Here is a 19,390-nt window from a genome sequence, read left to right as displayed (position 1 = left end):
CACACATGAACGACCGTATGGTGTGGATCGACTGCGAGATGACCGGGCTCTCGCTGACGGACGACGCACTTATCGAGGTGGCCGCACTGGTCACCGACTCGGAGCTGAACGTGCTCGGCGAAGGGGTGGACATCGTGATCCGCCCGCCGGACGCGGCCCTGGAGACCATGCCCGAGGTGGTGCGGCAGATGCACACCGCCTCGGGTCTCCTCGACGAACTGGCCGGCGGCACGACGCTGGCCGACGCCGAGGAGCAGGTCATGGCGTACGTACGGGAACACGTCAAGGAGCCCGGCAGGGCCCCGCTGTGCGGAAACTCGGTCGGCACCGACCGCGGATTCCTGCTGCGTGACATGTCGACGCTGGAGGCCTACCTCCATTACCGGATCGTGGACGTCTCGTCGGTCAAGGAGCTGGCGCGGCGGTGGTTCCCCCGGGCGTACTTCAACAGCCCGGACAAGAACGGCAACCACCGGGCACTGGCCGACATCCGTGACTCCATCACCGAGCTGCGGTATTACCGGGAGGCGGTCTTCGTGCCGCAGCCGGGACCGGACTCCGACACGGCGAAGAAGATCGCCGCGAAACACGTCCAGCCGACCGGCTGAGCTGCTCCTGAGCACCCCCTGAGCAGTCACGGAGGCCCGGATCAAACCGGGCGCGAGCACCCTCCGGGACCCTGTACACTTTTTCTCAGCCGGTCGGAAACGACCGGCCGCGGTGGGTGTAGCTCAGTTGGTAGAGCACCTGGTTGTGGTCCAGGTGGCCGCGGGTTCAAGTCCCGTCACTCACCCTGAACGATCAAGCCCTGACCTGTAAAAACGGGTCAGGGCTTCTTCGCGTCCCAGGGCATTGCCAAACCGTGGCCAAACCGCACCCCAGAAACCGCCAGCCTCGAAATGCTGTCCCGACCCGGTGACCCGAACCCGCTGACGATCGTCCAGTTCGCGATCCGCGTGCAGGAGCACCAAGAGACGGCCGACCACTGGATCGACACGATCCTCCGCTCCGCCGGGTACAGCCCCGCAACGTTCGGGCGCGGCGGCGACGTACCGATCACCGCAACCGAGGCCACGGCGAAACAGGGCCAGTCGATGACCACCCGCGGCAAGAAAGTGCTCCGGTGGCGACCGAACCTCTCCGACAGCCTGGCCGCGCTCCTCGCCACCGACCAGCGCGTTTTCGGTACCAAGATCACAGTGCAGCGGCCAGCCGTCGAGTTCGGAGACTCGGTGACCGAACCCCGCTCACCCTGGCCACGACCGTGGAGACCTTCAGCCGGGCCGGGGCCATGTCGGTGCAGACGATGGTGCAGGCCGTGCACCCGGACTGGGACGAGGCGCGGTGTGTTGCTGAGGCAGACCGGATTCTGACGGAGACCGGCCGCAAGATGCCGGATCCGATCCGATGCAGATGGGGGCGCTGAAGGCACCGCACCTCATCGACGCGGTGCTGCGGCTGCGCGAGGGTGACCTTCTACGCATCCTGAACCCCCCGATCTGGGTCGGTGCCGACACCTTGGATCTGATCGTGCAGGGGTACAGCGAGGAAATCGGCGTACGCACCTGGGAGATCACCCTCAACTGTTCGCCGGCCATCCCGTGGGTGGTGGGGGTTGTCGGCGATCCGGTCCTTGGGCGCGCGGACACTGACGGGTCCGAACTCACGGCATCGGTCGCGGCCAGCACGACCTTCCTGACGGTGGCGTCCACGGTCGGGCCTGAGTGGACCGCTGACCTCACCGACCTGCCTCTGGACGTGCGCGTGGGCGGGGAGATCATGACGGTCACGAACATCACCGGGGCGCGCGGCGACCGCTTCGAGCGGTCCGTCACCGGCGGCTGGGGCGTATCGACCTCCGGGCACGCGTGGACGACCACCGGCGGATCTGCTGCCGACTACTCCGTACAAGGGGGGTGACCGATGCCGGACCTGTACGCCAACTACGCCGCCCTGGCCGCCGCTGAAACCGAGGGTGTCGACTACTCCCGGACCGCGAGCACCCCCACCGGGGCGACCTGGGCGGCCATCGCCATTCACGGCGGAGGCATCGAAAGCGGCTCCGGTGAGATGGCACGCGAAGTCTCAGCCGGTGGGAGCACGATGGCGTTCTACGAGTTCGCCGGGCTCAAGACCAGCGGCAACACTGATCTGCACCTCACGTCGACGAACTTTGACGAACCGCAGGGCGTCGCCCTCGTCGCCAGTGTCCGCCGCTGCCTCTCCTTCCACGGCTACGTCGGCACCACCGGGGTCGCAGAGACCGCGATCGGCGGGCTGGACACCGCCCTGGTCACCAGCGTCACCACCGCCCTCCAAGCCGCCGGATTCCAGGTGGTCACAGCCCCGTCAGAGATCTCGGGCACCGACCCCGCGAACATCTGCAACGAAACCCTCACAGGCGCGGGCGTACAACTGGAGCTGTCGCGAGCCCAGCGCGACCGCTTCTTTCCCGGTGGCGACACCACACGGGCGGTCCGCGAATCCGGTGCGCGCACAGACGCGTTCTACCGATACGCCTCCGCGATCCGAGCCGCGTACCTCGGCCGCGGCCTGATCTCCCAGGGCTCAGTCAACGCGTCCCGGTACACGCTTGTGCCGGCGCCGTCCGGGGATGTGGACATCAGCGCGACGATAGCCACCAACACTCTGGCCAGCGGCGGTTCCCAGTTCCTCAGCCTCGTCGGCCGGTACACGGACACCAGCAACGCCTACCTGGCCCGGCTGGAGTTCGCCACCGCGCAAGCTGTGTCTTTGACCGTCCGCAAGCGCCTCGCGGGCACAGAGACATCCCTCGCAGGCGGCACCGTCACCGGCCTCACCCACGGCATCAACACCCGTATCGCGATCCGGCTCCAGATTCTCGGCAGCACCCTACGGGCGAAAGCATGGCTGGCATCCGCCCCCGAGCCACCAACCTGGCACGTAGAGACGACCGACAGCAGTCTCACCGGGGCCGGGCAGGTCGGCACACGCGCAATCCTGTCCAGCGCCTACACCGGAACCCTGCCCGCAGTCGCATCGTGGGCGGACTTCACGCTACGGGGAAGCCCGCAGACCATACAGGTCATCCGGTCCGTCAACAGGATCGTCAAGGCCCACCCAGCAGGCGCGGACGTGCGCCTGGCCCAGCCCACCATCGTCGCCCTGTAGGGCCAGATAGAGGAGGTGCGCCATCACAGCCTGGCTCGCTGGTATGCGGATCACCACCGGACGGCTGCTCGCCGACACACCGACCGTCACCACTGCCGGCCTCGACGCTGCTGCAGGATTCTCCGTGACTGATTTCCGGGGGGCGCGCAGCGGCAACGTGATCGTCCTCGACATGTACGTGCAGCGCACCGGGGCGGCCCTCGTCCTGACCTCCGGGAACCTGGCGGACACCCTGATCTGTACGGCGCCCGCCGGGTGGAGGCCCACGCAGGGCACGATCAGCAGCGCATGGGACGACGGGATCGTCGATGGCGGATTCGTCATCGGCACCGATGGGCTGTGCACCCTGCGCACCGCGTCCGGAGACATCGCCACCAGCCGAAACCTTCGCCTCCACATCAGCTTCATCGTCGAGTGACCAGCCCCGCCCCGCCTGCCCCGCGCCTGACGGCCCGGGGCTTTTCTCATGCCCTGGAGGGCTCATGCGCTTCGTTTCCCGTGCCCAGTGGGGTGCGCCCACCACGTCCTCCGCGGCGGCCATGCCGTCAGCCCGAGGGGTGAAATTCCACTACCTCGGCACCGACTACACATCCCGCCCGCACGACCAGTGCGACGACTACGTGCGCAGCATCCGCGCCTCCCACCTCGCGAACAAAGCCGAAAACTACGCCGACATCGCGTACAACCTCCTCGTCTGCGAGCACGGCCACGTCTACGAGGGACGCGGCGCCCACAAGCGCTCAGGCGCCAACGGCACCAGCGAACTCAACCGCATGGATTACGCGGTGTGCGCACTCCTCGCGAAGAAGGGTGGCGGCCTCGACGAGCCCCCTGAGGCGATGCTCGAAGGGCTCGACGACGCCCGCCAGTACCTGCGCGAGCGCGGGGCCGGCGCCTGGGTGGGCGGTCACCGCGACGGGCACCCGACCACGTGCCCGGGTGACGTCCTGTACGACTGGGTGAAGCGCGGAGCACCGCGCCCGTCCGGGGCCACGGGGCCGCCGCCCCCGCCGCCTGCCGGGGTCAAGAAGCCCGTGGTGGACCTGTCCAAGCTCATCGCCGCGGCCAAGGCCGATCCTCCGCGGCGCGGTACGCCGATCTCGTACTACGGGGTGAAGACGGTGGAGTCCGCGCTCGTCGCTGAGGGCCTCCTCGCCCGCGAGGTCGCTGACGGGCATTACGGCACGGCCACGATCACCGCGTGGCAGCGCCGCTGCGGCTACACGGGCAAGGACGCCGACGGTCTGCCCGGCTCCGAGTCCCTCAAGAAGCTGGCCGCGAAGCGCGGCTTCACCGTCACCGCGTGACCTCACCGAAGGAGATTCCCCCATGGCTGCACCCGTAGAGAAGAAGGTGTCCGTCGCCACCGTTGCGGCGTACCTCGGCAGCACTGGCCTGCTGGCCGTGCTTACCGCGCTCCAGGGCGACGCTGGCCTCGTCGACCCGCTGCCGGACCCCATGGAGCCGTTCGCTCTCTCGCTGATCCCGGCGGCCATCACGTTCGTGTCGGCCTGGGCGGCGCGGCACACGCACCTCGGGCCGTCCTCCGTCTGATCGACCACACCCCGGGAGGCACTCGCGTGGACACTGCGACGCTCGGCGCCGTCGGAACCATCGTCGTCGGGCTCGCAGCGGCCACCGCCGCATGGATCGGGCAACGCGGGTCCGCCCGCGCCACCCACCAAGGCGCCGTCATGACCGGCTACGGCGGACTAGTCAACGAACTGCAAGAGGAACACGCCGACCTACGCGAAAAATTGACGGCCGCCTACGCCGAACTCGCAGGCGAGCGAGCCGACAAGGCCGCACTGCAAACCCAGATCGCCACGCTACAGGCGGAGATCGCCGAGCGAGACCGACGGATCGCCGACCTAGGAGGGCCCACGCCGTGACGACCCGCACCCGGCGCCACCGCACACAGGGCGTCCTCGCCCGCAGCTGGCGACAGCTCGCCATCGCCGCGGTCCTCGCAGTCCTGTCCGGGGCCGTGGTCCTGGTGTGGCTACGGATCGACGCAGAGGCGCAGCGAACGGAGCAGGTGGCCGCGGAGGCGGACCGGCGAGGCGACGCCGAGGCGCGGAGGACGCAGCGGGTCGCGGCGGAGGCGGACCGGCGCGGCGACGCGGTGAGCACCTTGGCCGGGGACGTGCGGGTCCTGCGGGCGCAGATTCAGGCGAAGGGCGGCACGCCGGCGGTGCCGGATCCGGCGCGCGCGGTCGAAGACTTGACGGACCGGGTCGAAGTTCCGGTGCCGATACCGGGGCCGAAGGGGGATCAGGGCTCGCCTGGTAAGCCTGGTCGTGACGGCTCGGACGGCTCGGACGGCTCGGACGGGGCGGAGGGGCCGGACGGGTCGCCGGGCGGTGATGGCGTACCTGGCAAGCCGGGCGGCGACGGGGCACCAGGCACGCCCGGTGACGCCGGACCAGCCGGACCGGAGGGACCCGCTGGACCAGAAGGACCGGCCGGACCAGAGGGACCGCGGGGACCGGCTGGCGACAGAGGAGCGCAGGGCGAAAAGGGCGAGCAGGGCGAACGCGGCCGCGACGGTCAGACCTGCCCCGACGGGTACAGCCTCCAGCCCCCGCCCGACGACCCCGACGCGCTGGTGTGCCGCCGCGACGGAGCCCCACCGCCGGACGAGCCTGACCCCGCACCGCCGACCGCGTTCGGTCTGCCTGCCGACAGACGACGACTGTAGGAGCACCCCCATGCCGTTCCCTCCTGGTGTCCAGACGGTCACCCTCACTGGTCATCAGACCCTCGCGGATGGCGACGGGGTGCTGCTGCCGGTCCGGATTCGCCCCGCCCCGGCGCGCGTGGTCTCTGCCACGCACGGCGTCATCGTCAGAAATGACGAGCCAGTCGTCGTCATCCCCGATGCCGACGGTCAGTGGACTGTCACGCTCCTCGCGACGAACGCGACCGGCTGCACTCCGACAGGGTGGACGTACCACGTCGGGTCGGGAAGCACCGGCTGGCACATCTCGCTCCCGGCGTCGCTCGGTACGGTCGACCTGTCCGCACTCATCCAGGCAGGAGCCGACGAGGGCGACTACGTCCTCGTGCCCGGTCCGCCGGGCCCCGCTGGTCCGGCAGGCGCCACGGGGGGCACCGGCCCAACCGGAGCGACGGGGCCAACCGGGGCCACGGGACCTCAGCCGCCCCTCGGCGCGGCCGGGGCGGGCTCCACGGTCGCGCTCCGCTCCGACGACCCCACCACCACCAATGCCCGCACCCCGACCGCGCACAAGACGTCGCACGCCACCGGCGGTGGCGACGCCCTCACCCCGGCGGACATCGGAGCGCTTACCCAAGCCCTCGCCGATGTCCGGTACCTCCTCCAGGCCGGCGGGACGGTATCCGGCACACTCACGGTGAACGTGGCCACCTCGACCACGGCCGCAGTGGGCGGCGGCGTCACGGGCGACGCCTTCGACCGATGGCGGATGACCGCCGACGGAAGGCTCGCAGTCGGCCCCGGAACGGCGGCCAGGGACACGCTCCTGTACCGCGACGGCGTCAACTCGCTCCGCACCGAAGGGGCGTTCGTCGTCGGTGGAGACCTCAAGCACCTCGGCACCAAGGTCGGCTTCAACGGAGCGACGGCTGTCACTAAGCCCACCGTCACCGGGAGCAAGGGCGGGAATGCGGCCCTCGGTTCGCTGATCACGGCGCTGGCCGCCCTGGGCCTGATTACCGACAGCACCACGGCGTGACCACAGTCCCCCTGTCTGGCCTCCGGGCCAGGCAGGGGGCTTCTTTGCGTCCGGGGTCACGCTCGGCGTGCTGCCCCATCCGGCCACACCACATCCACCGGCAGCCCGGCGGCACGGGCCCCCTCGACAGTGTCGGCTGTGCCCCCGCCCTTCCCCGAGGGCGGAGTCCCGTCCCACACCGCGACCAGCCGATCGGCGCGCGTCAGCAGCTCGGCGTTCGCAGCCTCGTACGCCGCCCGGTTCGCTGTCTCGTACGGCAGCGTCACCACCTCAACGGCCGCCTCGACGAGGTGGTCGAAGACCGGCGCGTGCCCCGGTTTCACCTTCGCGGCCCGGTAGTCCTGCGAGGGGATCACCACCACCAGGCGCCCACCGAGCGCGACGACTTCCTCCGCGAACAGGGAGTCGGCCCCCGCAGCGATGCACGACACTCCAGTCAGATCCGCACCGTACGCAGCCAGCAGGCCCCGCAGCGCCGCCCGCACGAGGGGGACGCTCTCTCCGGTCAGATCCATGTGCCCGGTCACAGCGAGCGCCGCCATGCGCCCTCCTCAGCTCGACAGCAAGTCGCGGATACTATCTCGCGCTTCCCAGACAGGGCGCGACACCTGGTGCCCCACGGTGTACGGGTAAAGGTGCCCAAGCTGCGCCCGGACCCGACCCGACTGGGTGCACCGCGCGGCAGCGACCGCACGGTGCGTCTCCTCCGCTCCTCCGCTGACATCGCCGACGAGGAAGTGGCACTCGGCGAGGCCGATCCGGTCGAGCGCGTGGGAGCGGCCAGCCTCTGCGCCGCGCGAGGAAAGCGCCGCTCGGATCTCAGCGGCGGCCTGGTCCGCATGCTGCCGGGGGTTCTGCCGGGCGAGGTCGAGGAGCCGACCGCCAGTGACCCCGGCCAGCTCGGCCTCGTCGAAATAGGCGATCCAGTACGGCTCGGCCTCGGCAGGACCCGCGTCAGCGAGGGCTTCGGCCGCCTTCATGGTGGCCCGCTTGAATCCGGCGGTGCGCCCCTGCGCGGCGTACGCCCACGCCTCACGGGTGTGGAGCATGGCCCGGACGCGGGGGCCGATCGAGTCGCGGGCGCCTTCCTGGGCGAGCTGGATGAGCTGAAGCGCGTCATCGGGGCGGTCGCGGTAGAGCATCTGCCGGGCCATCCCGGCGAGGACGTTGGCGCCGAGCACCTGGTCTCCGCCCGCATGCGCGGACCGCAGGGCGAGCCGGTAGTACTCCTGTGCCCGACGGTGCAGGCCCGAGTCCCACGCCATGGTCGCCGCGGTCCCGGCGAGCTGCCCCATGATCCGGTAGAGGCGCGTCTCGATCTCGGGTGCCTGGTGGTCGTCGAGCGCGCCAGCCACTTCGGCGAGCTGTCCGAGCACCGCTTTGCGGCGGAGTCCGCCGCCGTACTGGTGGTCCCACTGGCGGAACGCGCGGGCGGTCGTCTCCAGTTCGTCTATCTCGCGGAGTCCGAGACGACCACGGCGCGCGGGAGCGGGCAGCCCGGCAGCCGGCTGGAGCCAGCCCTCCAGGGAGTCGAGTAGCGCGGCGCCGGTCACTGCCGCTCCGGCCAGGGCGCGTGTGATCGCGCGGCGGTCCATCACGAGATCGCTCCTCGTCAGGTCTGCGGCCAGGTCGGTGGTGGCATCCGGTCGCCACGGGACCTCGCTGGCTGCTGGGCGAGCGCCCGGCGACTCTGGCGGGTGCTGTGTCTGCTGTTGATGCTCCCAGGGGCGCGGAGCGAGCCCGAGCAGGCCGCCCGGGATGCGGAGGCCGTCGGCGATCCGACGCACCACGTCGAAGCTGGTGACGCGCTGGCTGCCGCTGATGATCGTGGACACCTTGCCGGGGGTGAGCTGGCAGGCGGACGCGATGCGGTTCTGGGAGAGCCCGCCCCACTTTTTGATCAGGGCGAAAGCGGCGGCGAAGTCGTGCTCAATGAGTGCTGCCCGTACGTCTGCTCTGTCGAGTACGTCGGAGGCGAGCGGGCCGGGGGTGATGGCATCCATGGGGGCCGACTTCCGGAGCGATCCTATGCACGCGTGGGCGCCTTACTGGAGCAGAAACGAGTGTATTACCGGCTCGGTAACCCCCGCTGGTCATCCCGCAGTTGCGTGTCCCGGACGACACTATGGGCAACGGCAACCGGCTACGACGGGGGATGACCCACCGTGAGAACAGCAGCAGCGGCAGCGTTACCGCCCGTAGAGACGCTGTCCCAGCGCCAGCAGCGGGGCATGGACTGCGTCTGGTGCGGCATCACCCTGACTCCGCGCACGGCCCTCGACCTCGGCCCGCAACCGCTCCGCATCCTCGACCACGCCACCCACTGGTACCCGCGCGCCTGCGTGTCCCGCTGCGGCGCGTACCGGGCACTGCTGGCACACACCGCCGGATGCCCCCGCTGCCTCGACGGGTGCCCGACCGGGGACCGGCTGCGGCAAGCAGAACGCGAGGCACAGCGATGACACAGTGCCCCATGGGCAACCACGCGTTCCCTGTCGAGGACGACGACCGCGCCCACTGCGACGAGCACGGGGTCACCCTGCTCTGGCGCGGCGACCCCATCACCGAGAACGACCTCGGACGCCGGCCACCGGCCCGACCGAAACAACCGACACCAAGGAGCATCATGAGCGAGCAGCCACGCATGACTGATTCCGGAAAGCACGGCGGCGCCCCGTCCGATAAGCCGTGGACGCCGCCACCGTCGCCGCCGTCCCCCGATGGCAGCGGCCCTGGCAAGTACACCCCCGGGAGCTGATGTGACGACCGCCCACCAGGGCGGGCACGCCGCGCTCGTAGAGACCCTCTACGAGCGCGGCCTGCTCGACGAGACATGGCGCGCAGTCTGGCACGCAGTACCCCGCGAACCGTTCATCCCCCAGCAGGCGTGGCGCCAAGGCCCCGCGGACTGTGAGCCGCTCACCACAGACGCTGAGCGCCTCGCCCTGATTCACTCGGACGAACCGGTCGTCATCCAGCTCGACGACGGACGACCGGGCGGCCCTGGCATCGCAACGTCGTCCAACAGTCAGCCCTCAATGGTCGCGCGCATGTTGCGGCTGCTGCTCGTCGAGGACGGCCACCGCGTGCTGGAGATCGGGACGGCGTCCGGGTACGTTGCCGCGCTCCTCTCCCGACGACTCGGGGATCCCTACGTCTACAGCGTGGAGATCGACGACGGTCTCGCGCACCACGCTGCTGATGCCCTGCGTGCCGCCGGGCATCAGCCGAACCTCGCATGTGCGGACGGCGAATGGGGCTGGCCGACCGAGGCACCGTTCGACCGAATCATCGCCACGTGCGCGCTGAGGCAGATTCCGCACCAGTTGGTACAGCAACTGCGCCCGGACGGTGTCATCGTCGCGCCCGCGGTCCGGGACTTTTGGAGCGGTGCGGTGGTTCAGCTCACCGCCGACGGCCAGGGCTCAGCCGCGGGCCGGTTCCAGGGTGGTGCGTCGTACATGCCGATGCGCTCACACCGTCCACCGGCCGGCGCGGCGGTGGACGGTTCGACCGCCCGGCAGACCGCCTCGGACCTCGATCCGTCCGAGCTGCTGACGCTCGGGTTCGCGCTGTACGCGGGCACGCGCCTGCCTGGTGTCCGCATGTGGCACGCGGGGAGCGATCGTGTGCAGGTGTGGTTGCAGGACCAAGACGGATCGGCAGCCACGGCCGCCACAGGCGAGGACGCGTGGGAGTACGGTTCGCGCGACCTGTGGCAGGAGGTCCAGCGGGTGCACCAGGAGTACGTCGCGCTCGGCTGTCCCAAGTCGAGCGACCTCGGGCTGACGGTGACTGCCCGGGGCCAACGGGTGTGGCTCCATCGCCCGGAGCGGATCATCGAGGCTGCCCCAGAGCGCGTTACCGCTTGAAAGACCGCCCCGGCTGGCGTTCCTCCGCAGTGGCCGGCCGGGGCTCACCGTACTAGGTCGGCGAGGGGTACCCCGATCGCGTCGGCGATGAGGAGCAGCGAGTCGAGCAGCACGGATGCGTGGCCCTGTTCGATGCGGTTGTACGTCGCCCGGTCCATGCCGGCCTGCGCGGCTACGGCCTCTTGCGTCAGGTTTGCGTGGAGTCGCGCTGCGCGGATCTGGTCCCCGATGGCCCGGCGGCGGGTGAGCACCCAGGCGGGCAGCATATCGGAGCGTGGCACCTGTCAACGCTCACGGGTTCATGATCGAAAATATGTAGGGTCAGCCCTACATTATTTGATCTTGACTCACGTCGGGTATCCACCCAGTCCCCCAGTCGGCCCTCCCCGCACTCCCCCAGGCTGCGGCGGAGTGGCCGCTAGGCCCCCGGCCCTTGCGGTCGGGGGCCTAGCCATGTTCCCGTGCCATTGCCCGTGCGCTGCGGATGGGGCGCTTTGCACTCACCCGGGCGCCCCCCAGGAGTGATCGCGGGAGAGGGTTTGGCCATGGCCAAACCGACGCCTGTTCACCCTCCCCGAGCGTCACCGAAAAGGGCGCCTATCGCCCGTTTTTCAGCATCACCGCAGGTCACAGCAGGGTCAAATATCAGGTTCAAGTCCCGTCACTCACCCTGAACGATCAAGCCCTGACCTGCGAAAACAGGTCAGAGCTTCTTCGCGTCCCGAACTTGGGAACACGACGGGAACACAGCCCCCACGCCAGTCGTATCGTGGAGATCACCGACCCCGGCGCGCGGGACCTCGCGGACCGGCTCGTCGGTGCCCGGACGACTACAGCCTGCAGCCCCAGGGATGCCCCTGACGCCCTGGCGTGCCGCGCGAGGGGGCATTCCGAGCCCTCCCGACTCCGGACAGCTCGCAGTCGCCTGCACACGATTCGCATGAGCAGCAACGCCCCCTGTTCTTCCTTCGGGGAGGGCAGGGGGCGTCTTTCGTGCCCGCCACCCAGCCCCTGCGCGGGCAATCTGCCGCAATCCGCAGGCAGCATCCCGCTATTCCGTCGCATCCTGGTTCCCCAACCAGCCACCCCGGAGGGCCACATGACGCTCAGGTTCATCGGCACCACCAGCGACGACGGAGACTGCCCGACCCTGTACGAAGTAGAGGCCACCAGGGACATCCTCGTCCAAGGCGAGCGCGTGACCGACCCCGAACACCTGGCCAAGCTTCGCGACGTCAAGAACTCCGAGACCTTCGTCATCGTGCCACGCGACCTGCTCACCCGCTTCGCCCCACGCAGCGAGCCCGCCGACATGGTCCGGTTCGCCGAAGTAGCCCACCTGTTCCGCGACTTCTCGCACACCGCGTGGCGACTGGAGACCCGTCGCTCCTATGCCTCCGACCGCACCAGCCCCAAACGGCAACGCTGGCAGGCAGGAGAAGACATCACCGCTGAGCCGTTCGACGACAACCAACGTCCGCGAGCAGCATGCGCAAGGGAAGCGCTTCGAACGCGTCCGCCTGGTCGACGACCCGCCCACCGAGGGGCAACGGTTCCTCCTCGCCAGCGGGCTCGGCAACGTCGAAGCGGGCGAGGACATCCGCAACCTCACACGGGCGAACGCCGAACGATACGGCCTACCGGACTTCGACTTCTGGCTGTTCGACTCCCGCATCCTGGTGCGGTTCGTCTTCGACGAGGAAGACACCACTCTCGGCGTCATCGTCAGCGAAGACCCCGCTGAAGTCCTCGCCGCATGTCAGGCACGCGACACGGCTTGGCACCACGCGATCCGTACCGCCGACTTCCAGACGCAGGTACGTTCCACCATGTGAGCACAGACTTTCAGAACGCCCGTGTCGCCCTCGGCGCGCGGCTTCGCGAGCTGCGCGCCGAAGCAGGCCTCGATGGCAAGGGCATCGCTGCCGTACTGGACTGGCAGCGCTCCAAGGTGTCACGCCTGGAGACCGGCAAGCAGACGGCTACTGCGGATGATCTGACTGACTGGGCTGCCGCGGTTGGCCGGCCGGACCTCGCGGGGGAGCTGAAGGGCCGCCTGTCGGGGATGGAAACGAAGTACCGTTCGTGGCGACGGCAGTTGGCTGGGGGGCACCGGGCGCGGCAAGAGCTCGCGATCGCGGAGACCAAGGCGACGCAGACGATCCGGGGCGTCGAGGTCGCGCGCATCCCGGGCCTGTTCCAGACGGCCGAGTACGCCCGGCACACCTTCGAGGCGAACGCCGAATTCCGGCAGCTCACGAACGACGTCGAGGACGCGGTGCGGACCCGCATCCGCCGTCAGGAGGCGCTGTATGAGCGCGGCCGACGGTTCCGGTTCCTGATATGGGAGGGCGCCCTGTACGTGCGGACCTGCCCACCGGGGGTGCACGCGGCCCAGCTTGACCGCCTGGTGAGCCTGATCGGCCTCGACACGGTGGAGCTCGGCATCGTGCCCCTCGGTGCGCAGCTTCGCCGTACGCCCGCTCACGGTTTCTGGATCTACGATCAGCGGCTGGTCATCGTCGAGACGATCAACACGGAGATGTGGCTCGACGACGAGGACTCGATCCGGCTGTACGAGCGGGCATGGGACTGGCTCGCCGAGGCTGCGGTGTACGGGGCGCAGGCGCATCGTCTGATCGGCCGGGCGCGGGCCTCGCTCGACGTCACGTAAGCAACCCGCGCCAACCGGGCGGTGGGCGCACGCAATCCCGCACAATCGGCCTGCAATTGCGCTGCAGCGCTCCGTACGGTCCGGGCATGGACCCAGCAACCCGCCCCTCGGGGGCATCCGATGCGGGACCGTCCGACTGGTGCGACTGGCACAAGGGACCGTCCGGCACGGCCAAGCACGTCCAGTCCGTCGACCGCCCGTCCGGCTCGCCCTTCGCTCTGTACGCCTGCGCGCCGTGCCGCGAGCAGCGCGGCCTCACCGCCGTCGAACAGCCCGCTACTCCGGTGCGCGCGTCATGAGCCGCGCGACGGCAGAAGCCGTACGCCCCGCCGGGCTCTCCATCTGCTGGGAGCCGAAGCCCGATACCCCGGTCCGCTGCTGCACCATCCAGGACCCCCAGCACGACGGTGACCACTTCCACGAGTACCCGGGCGCCTCCTGGTCCCGCGATGTGGGCGAGAAGCGGTGACCGCCTCCAGCAAGCTGGACAGCGCCGCCTACACGACCGGGGTCTGCCGGATCGGTGAACACAAGATGTGCCACGGCAACGAGGACATCAAGGCGGGCGGGCAGATCGCATTCCGACTCCGCTGCGCGTGCACATGCCACAGGCGCCCGCAGGCGACGCCCTGAAAGAGGGACCGGTGAGGGCTCGGACGGCCAGGAAGGTAACCCGTCGTCGGGCTGCGGTGACAACGGCTGCTACACCACCGCGTAGCAAACAGCAGTGAAGGCGGCCCCGCGCTGGGAGACTTCGGGCCGGGCCGCCTCTCGCGAAGGAGAGAGCGATGGCAAAGACCGTGACGGGCGCCGGCCGCGTGAGCGTGTTCCCGCTGCTGCACATCTGGCCGGACACCTGGGGCGTCGTCGCCTACACGACGAGCGGGCACTTCGGGGACACCGCGATCATCGGCTGTATCCCCATCGCAGACGTACCGGACGTGCACGTGATGGACGTGGCCGCCCGTCACGCCGCCGACCACGCCCGCCGGGCGCACACCGAATGGGCCATGTGCACGGGCTGGAGTTCCCGTGTGGTGCCCAAGCCGCGGACCCTGGACCTGCGCGGCACCCCGTGGTCGCTGGAGCTGGAGGAGACCAGCGAGCTGGAGTCCGCCGTGTACGGGCACCGGAGTCTGAGAGTCGGCCACTTCACGCTGACCAGCGCTGACCACAAAACGGCGGACGAGCATCTGATGAGTCAGGCCCGCAGCGTGCTGCCCGCTCGTGCCGGCGCGCTCGTCACTGCCTGACGAGGACCACTGGAACCCAAGGAGAACCGGCCAGGGCTCCTCCGTACCCGCTCATGACGACGCGCGGGTCACCAGTCGGGTGGGGAGCACGATCTGGCGGGGGGCGAGGGCCCGGGAGGTCGTGGAGCCGGCGGCGGCGATCTCCGCGAGCAGCACCCGGGTCATCTCCCGGCCCATCTCCTCGATGGGCCAGTGGACGCTGGTCAGGGGCGGGTCCATGCGGTGGGCGATCGCCGAGTCGTCGAAGCCGACGAGCGCCACGTCGCCGGGGACGCTGCGGCCCCGCTCGCGCAGGACCTGGCGGGCGCCCGCCGCCATGACGTCGGAGGCGGCGAAGACGGCGTCCAGGTCCGGGCGGCGGTCCAGGAGGGCGGTCATCGCCAGGCGGCCGCCCTCTTCGGTGAAGTCGGCGGGGGCGATCAACAGCTCGTCCGCGCCGAGGCCGGCCTCGGCCAGGGCCCTCCGGTAGCCGTCGAGGCGGCACTGGGCGCCGTACACGTCGAGGAGTCCGGTGATCGTCCCTATGGTGCGCCGGCCCCGCGCTATGAGGTGGGAGACGGCGCCGCGCGCTCCCGCCACGTTGTTCGCGTCGACCCAGGCGAGCGGCTCGTGCTCGGAGCGGCGGCCGCTGAGCACGGCGGGTATGCCCAGCTGGACCAGCAGCTCGGGGAGCGGGTCGTCGGCGTGTACGGAGACCAGCAGCACGCCGTCGACCCGGTTGCCTGCCAGGTAGCGGGCGAGGCGGCTGCGTTCACGGTCGTTGCCGACGATGGTGAGCAGCAGTTGCATCTCGGTGTTGTCCAGGGCGGCGCCTACGCCCCGCACGATGTCGGAGAAGTACGGCTCGGCGAAGAAACGGGACTCGACCTCGGGGACGACGAGCGCGATGGCGTCGGTGCGGTTGGCGGCGAGGGCGCGGGCCGCGCGGTTGGGTACGTACCCCAGCTCGTCGACTGCTGCCTCGACGGCTGCGCGGGTCTCCCGGCTGACCTTCGGGGAGCCGTTGACGACCCGGGAGACGGTGCCCCGGCCGACGCCCGCCCGTGCCGCCACTTCCTCAAGGGTCGGCCGCCCACCGCTGCGGCCTCTGATTCCACGAGTCACCCTGCCCCGACCTCCCCATATCGTGCGCCGTCCGGCGCTGCGCAATATCTCATAGCGGTCCCGGACCGCAAATCCTGCCGTCCGGCGCCTTGACACCCCCGCAAGGAGCCGCGAACCTTCAACACATCACACATGGGAGCGCTCCCACACTACCTGCTCCGTTCACATCCCGCACGTTCCCCGCCCGGGCCGCAGCATCAACTTGCCTGCTTAGCAGCCAAGTTGGCCGGGGTCGGCACGTCAGGGCACAAGGAGGACGCAATGCGCACCAGCATCCGAAGGCCTCAACGGGCGGTCGTCGCCGTCGCGGTGGTCGCACTCGGCGCCGGGCTGCTCGGCGGATGTGCCGAGGACGGCGACGAGACGGGCGGCGGCTCACCCGGCGGTACGAAGGACACCAAGGGCAGAACCACGATCCGGATCGGCACGTTCGGCGTATTCGGCTACAAACAGGCCGGGCTCTACGACGAGTACATGAAGCTCAACCCCAAGATCGCCATCCAGGAGGACGTGACCGAGCGCGTCGACACGTACTACCCGGAGCTGCTGACGCACCTCGCGGCCAACAGTGGCCTCCAGGACATCCAGGCCATAGAGGTCGGGAACATCAACGAGATCGCCACGAAGCAGGCCGACAAGTTCGAGGACCTGTCGAAGGCCGCCGGCGTCGACAAGTCGAAGTGGCTGGACTGGAAGTGGTCGCAGGCGACCACCAAGGACGGCAGGACCGTCGCGCTCGGCACCGACATCGGGCCCATGGGCATGTGTTACCGCAAGGACCTGTTCAAGAAGGCCGGGCTGCCGACCGACCGCGAAGCCGTGGGCAAGCTGTGGGCCGGCGACTGGCAGAAGTACGTCGACGCAGGCAAGGACTACAAGGCGAACGGCCCGAGCGGCACCACCTTCACCGACTCGGCGGCCGGTCTCTTCGCCGCCGTCAACAACGGCTACGCGGAGCGCTTCTACAACGCCAGGGGCGAGCTGATCTACAAGGACAGCCCGGCCGTGAAGACCGCCTGGGACCTGGCCATGCAGGCCGCCGAGGGAGGGCTGACCGGCAAGCTCAAGCAGTTCGACAAGGCCTGGGACCAGGCGTACGCCAACGGCACCTTCGCCACCGTCTCCTGCCCGCCGTGGATGCTCGGCTACATCAAGGAGAAGGCGGGGGCGGCGGGCGAGGACAAGTGGGACGTCGCGGCCGCCCCGAAGCCCGCCAACTGGGGCGGCTCGTTCATCGGCGTGCCCAAGGGCGGCAAGAACGCGGCGGAGGCGGTCAAGCTCGCGGCCTGGCTGACGGCGCCCGAACAGCAGGCGAAGCTCTTCGACAAGCAGGCGAGCTTCCCGTCCACCCCGCCGGCGTACGACATGCGGGCGGTGTCGGGGGCGAAGAATCCTTACTTCGGCGACGCGCCCACCGGGAAGCTGTTCGCCGAGGCGGCCCGTGGCATCCCGACGCTCGTCCTGGGGCCGAAGGACCAGCAGATCGGTACCGCTTTCGGTGATGTCGGCATCCTCCAGGTGGAGCAGCAGGGCAAGAGCCCGGGCGAGGGCTGGAAGGCGGCCCTGAAGGAGATCGACAACGCGGTGGACGGCTGATGCGTCCGTACACCGGCCAGGAGGCCGCGTCCCCTTCGGCGGGGGACGCGGGGGACGCGGCCGGACTGCCTGATGACGCAGCCGGACTCCCCGGGGACCCGGCCGGCCGCGCCACTGGGGCGCACCCGGACCGGCCGGGGGTGCTGCGGCGGCCGGTGGAGGCAGGCGGCGGCCGGCGCCGGGCGTGGCGGAGCAGGCGCTACCGCTGGGACACGAAGTACAGCCCGTACGCCTTCGTCGCACCCTTCTTCCTCTTCTTCGCCGCCTTCGGGCTCTTCCCGCTCCTCTACACGGGCTGGTCGTCGCTGCACAGCGTCGAGCTGACCTCGCCCGACGACATGCGGTGGGTCGGGCTGCGCAACTACACCCGTCTGCTGCAGGACGAGTTCTTCTGGAACGCGCTGCGCAACACCTTCACCATCGGGATCCTCTCGACGGTGCCGCAGCTGGTGATGGCGCTGGGCATCGCCCATCTGCTCAACTACCGGCTGCGCGCATCGGGCTTCTTCCGGGTGGCGATCCTGACGCCGTACGCCACCTCGGTGGCGGCCGCGACGCTCGTCTTCGTGCTCCTCTTCGGGCGCGACTACGGGATGATCAACTGGGCGCTGGACGCGGTCGGGCTCGGGAAGGTCGACTGGCAGAGCGGGACACTGTCGTCGCAGATCGCGGTGTCGACGATCGTGATCTGGCGGTGGACCGGCTACAACGCGCTGATCTATCTGGCGGCGATGCAGGCCGTACCGAACGATCTGTACGAGTCGGCGGCGCTCGACGGGGCCACGCGCTGGCAGCAGTTCATCCACGTGACCATTCCGTCGCTGCGCCCGACGATCCTCTTCACGGTCGTCGTCTCGACGATCGGCGCGACCCAGCTCTTCGGGGAGCCGTTGCTGTTCGGCGGGGCGGGCGGGCAGAAGGGCGGCGCGTCGCACCAGTTCCAGACGCTCGGGCTCTATCTGTACGAGCAGGGCTGGTTCAACTTCCACCTCGGGCGGGCCTCGGCGATCGCCTGGGCGATGTTCCTGATCCTGCTGATCGTCGCGGGGATCAACCTGCTGGTCGTCCGTCGGCTGAGAAGGGGCGAGAAATGACGTCGAACTCGTCGCCACTGCGGGAGCGTTCACGGGTGCGTTCGCGGGTGCGTTCGCCGGGGCGTTCATCGCCGGGGCGTTCGCGTGCGCGTTCGCGGGCCGGACGGCACCTGCACGGTGGTCCGCTCACCTACGCCGTGCTGGTCGTCTTCACCGCCGGGTCGCTCTTCCCTCTCGTATGGACAGCGATCGCGGCCTCCCGCAACAACACCCGGCTGTCGCAGACACCGCCCCCGTTCTGGTTCGGCGGGAACCTCTTCAAGAACCTCCAGACGGCGTGGACGGACGCCAACATGGGGCTCGCCCTGCTCAATACGACGGTGGTCGCCGGGACCATCGCGCTCGGCACGGTGCTGTTCTCCACCCTCGCCGGTTTCGCCTTCGCGAAGCTGCGGTTCCGGCTCAAGAACGTACTGATGCTGCTGGTCGTCGCCACGATGATGGTGCCGCCGCAGCTCAGCGTCGTACCGCTGTTCATGACGGTCGCCGAGCTGGAGTGGACCAACCAGCTCCAGGCCGTCATCCTGCCCACGCTGGTGTCCGCCTTCGGGGTCTTCTTCATGCGCCAGTACCTGGTGCAGGCGCTCCCGAGCGAGCTGGTGGAGGCGGCGCGGGTCGACGGCGCGAGCAGCCTGCGGATCGTCTGGCACATCGTCTTCCCGGCCGCGCGGCCGGCGATGGCGGTGCTCGGCATGCTCACCTTCGTGGCCGCCTGGAACGACTTCTTCTGGCCGATCATCGCCCTGACCCAGGAGAACCCGACCGTGCAGGTGGCCCTCGCCAACCTCGGCCAGGGCTTCGTCCCCGACCAGTCGGTCATCATGGCCGGCGCGCTCCTCGGCACGCTGCCGCTGCTGCTGGCCTTCGTGCTCTTCGGGAAGCAGATCGTGGGCGGCATCATGCAGGGCGCCGTCAAGGGCTGAGC

22 protein-coding genes, 1 tRNA gene and 1 pseudogene are annotated in these 19,390 nt (G+C 69.7%); 20 read left to right on the top strand and 4 right to left on the bottom strand.

What is annotated here, in order from left to right; genetic code table 11:
* Positions 1–5 precede the first annotated feature (5 nt).
* The 10 genes from orn to ACU6WZ_RS18915 all read left to right on the top strand — a co-directional run bounded on the left by orn (position 6) and on the right by ACU6WZ_RS18915 (position 6,872).
* Complete coding sequence (gene orn / locus ACU6WZ_RS18960) at positions 6–608, top strand: oligoribonuclease (protein WP_447029239.1); 603 nt, start codon at positions 6–8, stop codon at positions 606–608.
* A 112-nt stretch (positions 609–720) separates the two neighbouring features.
* A tRNA-His gene (locus ACU6WZ_RS18955) sits at positions 721–793 on the top strand.
* Positions 794–1,407: 614 nt separating this feature from the next.
* Positions 1,408–1,920 carry a hypothetical protein gene (locus ACU6WZ_RS18950; RefSeq protein WP_447029238.1) on the top strand — a complete coding sequence of 171 codons (513 nt, stop codon included), beginning with the start codon at positions 1,408–1,410 and terminating at the stop codon, positions 1,918–1,920.
* 3 nt (positions 1,921–1,923) lie between these two features.
* Complete coding sequence (locus ACU6WZ_RS18945) at positions 1,924–3,153, top strand: poly-gamma-glutamate hydrolase family protein (protein WP_447029237.1); 1,230 nt, start codon at positions 1,924–1,926, stop codon at positions 3,151–3,153.
* Positions 3,154–3,196: 43 nt separating this feature from the next.
* Positions 3,197–3,571 (top strand): hypothetical protein, encoded by a 375-nt coding sequence (locus tag ACU6WZ_RS18940; protein WP_447029236.1) that lies wholly within the window; start codon positions 3,197–3,199, stop codon positions 3,569–3,571.
* Between the two features lie 64 nt (positions 3,572–3,635).
* Positions 3,636–4,460 carry an N-acetylmuramoyl-L-alanine amidase gene (locus tag ACU6WZ_RS18935; protein ID WP_447029235.1) on the top strand — a complete coding sequence of 275 codons (825 nt, stop codon included), beginning with the start codon at positions 3,636–3,638 and terminating at the stop codon, positions 4,458–4,460.
* 22 nt (positions 4,461–4,482) lie between these two features.
* Complete coding sequence (locus ACU6WZ_RS18930) at positions 4,483–4,707, top strand: holin (RefSeq protein WP_447029234.1); 225 nt, start codon at positions 4,483–4,485, stop codon at positions 4,705–4,707.
* Positions 4,708–4,733: 26 nt separating this feature from the next.
* Positions 4,734–5,045, top strand: a complete 312-nt coding sequence (locus tag ACU6WZ_RS18925) for a hypothetical protein (RefSeq protein WP_447029233.1) — start codon at positions 4,734–4,736, stop codon at positions 5,043–5,045.
* Positions 5,042–5,854 carry a collagen-like domain-containing protein gene (locus ACU6WZ_RS18920; protein ID WP_447029232.1) on the top strand — a complete coding sequence of 271 codons (813 nt, stop codon included), beginning with the start codon at positions 5,042–5,044 and terminating at the stop codon, positions 5,852–5,854. The genes ACU6WZ_RS18925 and ACU6WZ_RS18920 overlap by 4 nt, the downstream gene beginning before the upstream one ends.
* Positions 5,855–5,864: 10 nt before the next feature.
* Positions 5,865–6,872, top strand: a complete 1,008-nt coding sequence (locus ACU6WZ_RS18915) for a hypothetical protein (RefSeq protein WP_447029231.1) — start codon at positions 5,865–5,867, stop codon at positions 6,870–6,872.
* A gap of 56 nt (positions 6,873–6,928) precedes the next feature.
* On the opposite strand, the gene ACU6WZ_RS18910 is transcribed toward ACU6WZ_RS18915, so the two are convergent.
* Both ACU6WZ_RS18910 and ACU6WZ_RS18905 read right to left on the bottom strand, forming a co-directional pair.
* Positions 6,929–7,414 (bottom strand): hypothetical protein, encoded by a 486-nt coding sequence (locus tag ACU6WZ_RS18910; protein WP_447029230.1) that lies wholly within the window; start codon positions 7,412–7,414, stop codon positions 6,929–6,931.
* Between the two features lie 9 nt (positions 7,415–7,423).
* Entirely contained in the window at positions 7,424–8,875 is a 1,452-nt protein-coding gene (locus ACU6WZ_RS18905; RefSeq protein WP_447029229.1) for an NsdA family TPR-like regulatory protein, read from the bottom strand.
* 162 nt (positions 8,876–9,037) lie between these two features.
* On the opposite strand from ACU6WZ_RS18905, the gene ACU6WZ_RS18900 reads away from it, so the two are divergent.
* Entirely contained in the window at positions 9,038–9,334 is a 297-nt protein-coding gene (locus tag ACU6WZ_RS18900) for a hypothetical protein (RefSeq protein WP_447029228.1), read from the top strand.
* Between the two features lie 297 nt (positions 9,335–9,631).
* Positions 9,632–10,744: a methyltransferase domain-containing protein gene (locus ACU6WZ_RS18895; protein ID WP_447029227.1), complete on the top strand. Its 1,113-nt coding sequence runs from the start codon at positions 9,632–9,634 to the stop codon at positions 10,742–10,744.
* 44 nt (positions 10,745–10,788) lie between these two features.
* Here the strand turns inward: ACU6WZ_RS18895 and ACU6WZ_RS18890 are convergent, their stop codons facing one another.
* Positions 10,789–11,010 (bottom strand): helix-turn-helix domain-containing protein, encoded by a 222-nt coding sequence (locus tag ACU6WZ_RS18890; RefSeq protein WP_447029226.1) that lies wholly within the window; start codon positions 11,008–11,010, stop codon positions 10,789–10,791.
* A 218-nt stretch (positions 11,011–11,228) separates the two neighbouring features.
* Here ACU6WZ_RS18890 and ACU6WZ_RS18885 point away from each other — a divergent pair.
* From ACU6WZ_RS18885 to ACU6WZ_RS18865, 5 genes and pseudogenes are all read left to right on the top strand, one after another.
* Positions 11,229–12,579, top strand: a pseudogene (locus tag ACU6WZ_RS18885) (DUF6879 family protein).
* Positions 12,576–13,418, top strand: a complete 843-nt coding sequence (locus tag ACU6WZ_RS18880) for a helix-turn-helix domain-containing protein (RefSeq protein ID WP_447029225.1) — start codon at positions 12,576–12,578, stop codon at positions 13,416–13,418. The pseudogene ACU6WZ_RS18885 and the gene ACU6WZ_RS18880 overlap by 4 nt, the downstream one beginning before the upstream one ends.
* Before the next feature lie 86 nt (positions 13,419–13,504).
* The gene (locus tag ACU6WZ_RS18875) at positions 13,505–13,717 is read left to right on the top strand and encodes a hypothetical protein (protein WP_447029224.1); all 213 of its coding nucleotides are present in this window, start codon (positions 13,505–13,507) and stop codon (positions 13,715–13,717) included.
* On the top strand, positions 13,714–13,887 hold the full coding sequence (locus ACU6WZ_RS18870) for a hypothetical protein (RefSeq protein WP_447029223.1): 174 nt from the start codon (positions 13,714–13,716) through the stop codon (positions 13,885–13,887). The genes ACU6WZ_RS18875 and ACU6WZ_RS18870 overlap by 4 nt, the downstream gene beginning before the upstream one ends.
* A 319-nt stretch (positions 13,888–14,206) precedes the next feature.
* The gene (locus ACU6WZ_RS18865) at positions 14,207–14,671 is read left to right on the top strand and encodes a hypothetical protein (RefSeq protein WP_447029222.1); all 465 of its coding nucleotides are present in this window, start codon (positions 14,207–14,209) and stop codon (positions 14,669–14,671) included.
* A gap of 51 nt (positions 14,672–14,722) precedes the next feature.
* Here the strand turns inward: ACU6WZ_RS18865 and ACU6WZ_RS18860 are convergent, their stop codons facing one another.
* The gene (locus ACU6WZ_RS18860) at positions 14,723–15,775 is read right to left on the bottom strand and encodes a LacI family DNA-binding transcriptional regulator (protein WP_447029221.1); all 1,053 of its coding nucleotides are present in this window, start codon (positions 15,773–15,775) and stop codon (positions 14,723–14,725) included.
* Positions 15,776–16,036: 261 nt separating this feature from the next.
* Here ACU6WZ_RS18860 and ACU6WZ_RS18855 point away from each other — a divergent pair, with 261 nt between their 5' ends.
* From ACU6WZ_RS18855 to ACU6WZ_RS18845, 3 genes are read left to right on the top strand one after another with little or no spacing between them, the layout of a single operon-like run.
* Complete coding sequence (locus ACU6WZ_RS18855) at positions 16,037–17,371, top strand: ABC transporter substrate-binding protein (protein ID WP_447029220.1); 1,335 nt, start codon at positions 16,037–16,039, stop codon at positions 17,369–17,371.
* Positions 17,371–18,465: a carbohydrate ABC transporter permease gene (locus tag ACU6WZ_RS18850; protein ID WP_447029219.1), complete on the top strand. Its 1,095-nt coding sequence runs from the start codon at positions 17,371–17,373 to the stop codon at positions 18,463–18,465. Before ACU6WZ_RS18855 ends, ACU6WZ_RS18850 begins: the two co-directional genes overlap by 1 nt.
* Positions 18,462–19,388, top strand: coding sequence for a carbohydrate ABC transporter permease (locus ACU6WZ_RS18845; RefSeq protein WP_447029218.1), 927 nt, complete (start codon positions 18,462–18,464; stop codon positions 19,386–19,388). Before ACU6WZ_RS18850 ends, ACU6WZ_RS18845 begins: the two co-directional genes overlap by 4 nt.
* The last annotated feature ends 2 nt before the right edge of the window (positions 19,389–19,390 follow it).

The organism is Streptomyces hypolithicus (assembly GCF_052934925.1).
This window is presented reverse-complemented; position numbering and strand designations above follow the sequence as displayed.

Bases quoted from the DNA above. Each gene is read 5' to 3' on its own strand.
- ACU6WZ_RS18870 (WP_447029223.1), top strand. From the start codon at position 13,714: ATGAGCCGCGCGACGGCAGAAGCCGTACGCCCCGCCGGGCTCTCCATC.
- ACU6WZ_RS18865 (WP_447029222.1), top strand. From the start codon at position 14,207: ATGGCAAAGACCGTGACGGGCGCCGGCCGCGTGAGCGTGTTCCCGCTG.
- ACU6WZ_RS18850 (WP_447029219.1), top strand. From the start codon at position 17,371: ATGCGTCCGTACACCGGCCAGGAGGCCGCGTCCCCTTCGGCGGGGGAC.
- ACU6WZ_RS18945 (WP_447029237.1), top strand. From the start codon at position 1,924: ATGCCGGACCTGTACGCCAACTACGCCGCCCTGGCCGCCGCTGAAACC.
- ACU6WZ_RS18855 (WP_447029220.1), top strand. From the start codon at position 16,037: ATGCGCACCAGCATCCGAAGGCCTCAACGGGCGGTCGTCGCCGTCGCG.
- orn (WP_447029239.1), top strand. From the start codon at position 6: ATGAACGACCGTATGGTGTGGATCGACTGCGAGATGACCGGGCTCTCG.
- ACU6WZ_RS18910 (WP_447029230.1), bottom strand. From the start codon at position 7,414: ATGGCGGCGCTCGCTGTGACCGGGCACATGGATCTGACCGGAGAGAGC.
- ACU6WZ_RS18905 (WP_447029229.1), bottom strand. From the start codon at position 8,875: ATGGATGCCATCACCCCCGGCCCGCTCGCCTCCGACGTACTCGACAGA.
- ACU6WZ_RS18890 (WP_447029226.1), bottom strand. From the start codon at position 11,010: ATGCTGCCCGCCTGGGTGCTCACCCGCCGCCGGGCCATCGGGGACCAG.
- ACU6WZ_RS18940 (WP_447029236.1), top strand. From the start codon at position 3,197: ATGCGGATCACCACCGGACGGCTGCTCGCCGACACACCGACCGTCACC.
- ACU6WZ_RS18935 (WP_447029235.1), top strand. From the start codon at position 3,636: ATGCGCTTCGTTTCCCGTGCCCAGTGGGGTGCGCCCACCACGTCCTCC.
- ACU6WZ_RS18950 (WP_447029238.1), top strand. From the start codon at position 1,408: ATGCAGATGGGGGCGCTGAAGGCACCGCACCTCATCGACGCGGTGCTG.
- ACU6WZ_RS18875 (WP_447029224.1), top strand. From the start codon at position 13,505: ATGGACCCAGCAACCCGCCCCTCGGGGGCATCCGATGCGGGACCGTCC.
- ACU6WZ_RS18845 (WP_447029218.1), top strand. From the start codon at position 18,462: ATGACGTCGAACTCGTCGCCACTGCGGGAGCGTTCACGGGTGCGTTCG.
- ACU6WZ_RS18930 (WP_447029234.1), top strand. From the start codon at position 4,483: ATGGCTGCACCCGTAGAGAAGAAGGTGTCCGTCGCCACCGTTGCGGCG.
- ACU6WZ_RS18915 (WP_447029231.1), top strand. From the start codon at position 5,865: ATGCCGTTCCCTCCTGGTGTCCAGACGGTCACCCTCACTGGTCATCAG.